This is a genomic window from Candidatus Cyanaurora vandensis, from assembly GCF_013285555.1.
Taxonomy (GTDB): Bacteria; Cyanobacteriota; Cyanobacteriia; order Gloeobacterales; family Anthocerotibacteraceae; genus Cyanaurora; species Cyanaurora vandensis.
Window position 1 is genome coordinate 1 of record NZ_JAAXLT010000048.1, and the last position, 4,972, is coordinate 4,972.

Below are 4,972 nucleotides of genomic sequence, written 5' to 3' on the forward strand. Positions count from 1 at the left end.
ATTGCGACTACTCCATTATACACCTCTTACACGGAAGAGCCGCATCTTGTTCAATTTAAGCATACTTGGTTTTTTGTCAGCGCAAACCATACTGTTACGTCTCCTCGGTTAAATCATCATAATTCTCCTGATACCTCTTTGAGATGAAGATTCCATCTGTGCTTGTCAGATAGTCCACAAGGCTATTAACCAAGTTCGGACCAGCACTGATATCACAATCCACAGATTCTTCTAGCTTAATGGCTTGGGCTAGCCATTCCTCATTAAATTGAGCTTTCATTTTTTTCTCCTTATTTACGGCAGTTGACCAAGACGGTTGAGAGGCCAGAAGCGGACTAAGGCTTTGCCAATCATGTTCTCGCGGGGCAGGAAACCCCAGACGTGGGAATCTTTGCTGTTGTTACGGTTGTCGCCCATCACGAAATAGTCATTAGGAGGAATAATAAATTCCTTGCCCTCAGCGACGAAACATTGACCGGGGCAGAGATAGGCCGCATCTTCGTTGATATAGGGTTCAGGAATAGGTTTGCCGTTGATATAGACTTCACCGCCCGTGAGTTTCAAGTCCTGCACCCTCATGCCGAGGAGTCGGGCCATTTCTGGTAGGGTGAAGTCTTTTTGGATAATTTCTTCAGCCGGAAAAGCCATACCAATGGTCACTTTCTCATCCTGAAACCGGACTAGGGGCGCGGGTCGTAGGTCATAGCCGCTATTACTGGCGAGGGCTTTTTGGTAGCGTAGGAATAACTCAGGTTGAGAACGCAAATAAGCTTCCACGAGGTCGTAGCGCGAAACGGTCTGGCCCTGGGCTGTCAACCCGCCGCCCTCAATCCGCACCCGTTCACCTGGCAGACCAACAATCCGCTTAATCAGGGCGTCAGAGGTCCCGCCGGGGACGGTAAAGATCACAATTTCACCGCGCTGGGGTTCGCGGAAACGGTAGGTCATTTTGTCCACAATCAAACGGTCGTTAATTAAGAAGGTGGGCATCATCGAACCCGAGGGGATGTACCGGGGTTCGGCGACGAAGAACCAGACCAGCCCGAAGCCGACGAGGAACAGGACGTTCTCAATGTACTCCCAGTATTTCTTGACCCAGACCCGCACCTCAACCATGACATTCCCTCAGTAAATGAAACCCAGGCGTTCTAGAGGCCAAAAGCGAACAAAGGCCCTTCCAATGATATTTTGTCGGGGTAAGAAACCCCACTCGTGGGAGTCCTTGCTGTTATTCCGATTATCGCCCATCACGAAATAGGTCCCGCTCGGGACCACGAGTTCCTGCGCCCACGCTGAGGGCCAAAGCGGACAGTCGCCAGGACAGGTGTACTCAGTGTCCTCAGCGGTATAGGGTTCAACTAAGGGTTGACCATTGATGAAAACCTGACCGGGTATGAGAACCAATTGAGTCTGGGGTACCCCCATCAATTGAGCGATGTCACTTAAATTAAGTTCGTGGGTAAACAGACCTTGGTTGGGGCGGATCAAACCGAGGTGGACACTCTGGGCGGTGAGGCGGACGGTGAAATTGGGGCGGTAGTTGCGCCGGGACTCCGCCTGGACTTGGGCCTCATACTGGCGGGCCGACTGGGGGTAGACCTCAAAAAAACGGGTGAGCAATTGACCCCGACTGACAGGCACTCCGCCCACCACCAAACTGCCACTGGTAACACGCAGACGGTCTCCCGGTAGCCCGACCACCCGCTTGATGTAGTCCTGGGTCTGGTCCTGGGGTGCCCGGAAGACCACCACGTCACCACGCTGGGGGTCGCGCAGGTCATAGCTAATCTTCTCGACGACTAAGCGGTCATCTACCAAGAGGGTCGGCACCATTGAACTGGTGGGGATAAAGCGGGGTTCGCCGATAAAAACTCGGATCACCACCGCCAAAACCAAGGCCAGAAGACCCAAGCGCAGATTATTTAAGGAAAAAGCCATAGCTGTGCAGACCCTCAGCCAGGAAGTTGACCCCCAGATATGTCACCCAGACCGAGGCAAAACCGACCACCGCCAAGATTGCCGGCCGTTTCCCCTGCCAGCCGACAGTGAGTCGGGCATGGAGGTAGGCAGCGAAAATCAGCCAAGTGATGAGAGACCAAGTTTCCTTCGGGTCCCAACTCCAGTAAGAACCCCAGGCTTCATTAGCCCAAACCGCCCCGGAGATAATCCCGATGGTGAGTAAGGGGAAACCCAGCCCAATCAGCCGATAACTGACGTTATCCAGCGTTTCAGCAAGTGTAGACATCTGGAGAGCCGGGGCAGTCCGCGCCATCGTCAAAACCCCCGCACTCCCCCCGTCTGGGCTTGTCTTCTCGACTCGGCGCATCCCCCCAGAACCGATGGAGTTACCCTTAAGCTCAACTTGTTGCTCACGGCGCGTGACCCAGAGATAGGCCATCGCTGTCGCTCCCCCCGCCATCACAAAGCCATAGCTAAAAATCATCACGCTCACATGGAGCATTAACCAGTTCGAGTCCAGAGCTGGAACTAGAGGCGCACTGACCTGTAACTGGACGGGCAGATAAAATGACGCAAAGGCCGCCAGCCCCGCCGCAAAAGGCGCGGTAAAAACGCCAATTACCTTCTGGCGACTGCTGTACTCCGCAACCAGATGGGCGAAAGTCAAACACCAACAGAGGAAAAATAGGGATTCATAGAGGTTACTCACTGGGAAAGGGTGCCCTGACTCAAGCCACCGGGCTGTCAGTAACCCTGCACTGGTCAGGCAACCAATCACCATCCCCGCCGTTGCTACCTCCCCCAACCAGCCCAGCCGCCCAAAGGCGAAATGGACCCAGTAGGCGAGGGTCGTCGCAATCAAGACATAGCAGGTGAGGTCGTCCAGGGTTTTTTGCAACGCGACCAGATTATCCATGACTTGCTCCTAAGTTGTTCAGTATCTGGGCAAATTCGCGCTCAAAGGAGACCTGTGCCCGGTTGGTCTTACCACCTAGATAAATCCTATCGCCCTTGCGTAGAGCCCACACCTGGGTATGACTGACATAGCTCATACAAACCCCCACCATTAATAGACCGAACCCAAGATAGACCAAGGGGATGCCGGGGTCTTGCTTAATCTGCACCCCTGTGGAGCCAATCACTTGCTTCACCTCTAGGACAATCGCAGTCTTGCCCACGGCAGCCGGGACACCGGGGCGCAAACGGTAGGTCTCCACGGGTTTATCCCCGATATAGAGGATTGCCATCACACCTTCTAGATTATTGGCTGCAAGGAAAATACCGACTTTATTCTTTTCATCCAAGGGTAAGTAACGGCCCCAAGTCTCCTGTCCGTTAATTTTCTGGGCCAACCCCTCGAACGGAATTCGCACCCACTCATCCTCTGGACCAAAGCGAAATAGCACAGAGTCCACCGCCCAACTTGCCTGGTAGAGCGTCACCCCGTCATAGACCAAGGGCTGATTCACCGCAATGGTTTTGCGGGTCAGTTCCCGGTTCTGAGCATCAAGTACCACGAGGTCAGAATAGAACTGCCGGATTGAACCATCTACCCGGTTGCCGATCCGAAAATCATCCACCCGCACCCGCCAAGTCGGGGGCTGGACGAAAGCAAGTTGAGCTGGTTTGAGGTCCTTGAAATCAAAACTATCGCCGGGGACCGCTGACCGCTGGGTTTTGAAGCCGCCCAACGCTCCCCACACTCCACCAACCAAGATCAAGATAATACTCACATGGACGAGGATCGGCCCGACTCGGCCCAGGATGCCCCGGTTGGCGTAAAGCTGGTCGCCCTCTTGGTAAATACGGAAATATTTCTTTTTAAGCTGTTGATTTAGTTCGTCTAGCTGCTCAGCCGGGACTTCACCGTAGAGCGCAAATCGGGCCAGTTGCCGGGGCTCATCATAGTACCGCCAGCGTTGCGCCGCCTTAAGCATCGGGATCTGGCGCAAAAATGAACAGGTAATCAAGCTCGTCCCAAACAGGACCAAGATCCCAATAAACCACCAAGTCCGGTAAACATCATCCAGCCCCCAGTCAATAATGCGCTGCCAAGTCAAGAAACCCAGGACCACCGCGCCCTTGTCAGGATATTTCTCGACATAGAACGTCCAGTCCTGCTGTTGGGGGATGACCGTCCCGGTAATACTCAAGACCGCAATCACCAAAAAAAGCACAATTGCTAAGGGCAAGGAGCCCAGAGTGGTCAGGGCCTCATGGCGGACTTCACGCCAAATTTCGGGAAAAGATAGCTTCTGGAGGGCCATAGCGGACTCGTGCTTGCTCTCTAGTCTAACCGAGGCACCCTGTGGTCAGCACTCAGGCGGATTTTTGCAGCCCCGCCAGCATAAGCAGTCCCCAACCCGCCATCAACAGGAGTCCCCCCAAGGGGGTGATTGCCCCTAGGACCCGGATACCCGTCAAGCTCAACCCATAGAGACTCCCGGCAAAAATCACGGTTCCCCCCACAAAACACCAACCCGCCCAGTTAGTCCACCGCCGGGACCACGCCTCTCCCAAATTCGCCACCAGCAACAAAGCGAGCGCATGGTACATCTGGTATCGGGCTGCCGTCTGAAATATTTCCAACCGCGCCACATCCAAACTATCCCGCAACAAATGGCTACCAAAAGCTCCTGCCGCCACCGCCAGCAACCCCAATCCCGCCCCCCAGACCCCGAGTGTCCGCTGCATCCACGCTCTCCCAACTCGTCTAAACCTAACGCTTGGCTTAGGTAGGAGGGAAGGTTCCTGATCTAATTTCGCCAGCCCACTTAGACAGATTAAATCTCTCTAATACGTTGCTATGCTACCGGAATGAACAAAATATTTTTCTTCACAGTAAGGAATATAAGGTGCTCTCAGTGAACGAAACTCAGCAGCGCACCAACACAACAACAGCCGCCCCTCCGCCCCGTACCCTGACGGGCATAGGTAAACGGGGGACCAGGGCAGAAAAGAACTTATTCTTGCTTCTCTACCCTGCTCGCCTGTGCCCGACAGGGTACGGGGG

At 54.1% G+C, this 4,972-nt stretch carries 6 protein-coding genes; all 6 read right to left on the minus strand.

From position 1 onward, the window contains the following. Positions 1-94 precede the first annotated feature (94 nt). From HFM78_RS02900 to HFM78_RS02925, 6 genes are read right to left on the minus strand one after another with little or no spacing between them, the layout of a single operon-like run. Complete coding sequence (locus HFM78_RS02900; protein WP_287127916.1) at positions 95-280, minus strand: hypothetical protein; 186 nt, start codon at positions 278-280, stop codon at positions 95-97. A 14-nt stretch (positions 281-294) separates the two neighbouring features. Continuing rightward, positions 295-1,116: a signal peptidase I gene (gene lepB / locus HFM78_RS02905; RefSeq protein WP_287127917.1), complete on the minus strand. Its 822-nt coding sequence runs from the start codon at positions 1,114-1,116 to the stop codon at positions 295-297. Between the two features lie 9 nt (positions 1,117-1,125). Next, entirely contained in the window at positions 1,126-1,938 is an 813-nt protein-coding gene (gene lepB, locus HFM78_RS02910; protein WP_287127918.1) for a signal peptidase I, read from the minus strand. Then, positions 1,919-2,875: a c-type cytochrome biogenesis protein CcsB gene (ccsB, locus tag HFM78_RS02915; protein ID WP_287127919.1), complete on the minus strand. Its 957-nt coding sequence runs from the start codon at positions 2,873-2,875 to the stop codon at positions 1,919-1,921. The genes lepB (HFM78_RS02910) and ccsB overlap by 20 nt, the downstream gene beginning before the upstream one ends. Then, positions 2,868-4,226 carry a cytochrome c biogenesis protein gene (locus HFM78_RS02920; protein WP_287127920.1) on the minus strand — a complete coding sequence of 453 codons (1,359 nt, stop codon included), beginning with the start codon at positions 4,224-4,226 and terminating at the stop codon, positions 2,868-2,870. The genes ccsB and HFM78_RS02920 overlap by 8 nt, the downstream gene beginning before the upstream one ends. A 52-nt stretch (positions 4,227-4,278) precedes the next feature. Then, positions 4,279-4,653, minus strand: a complete 375-nt coding sequence (locus tag HFM78_RS02925) for a DUF423 domain-containing protein (protein WP_287127921.1) — start codon at positions 4,651-4,653, stop codon at positions 4,279-4,281. Between the last annotated feature and the right edge of the window lie 319 nt (positions 4,654-4,972).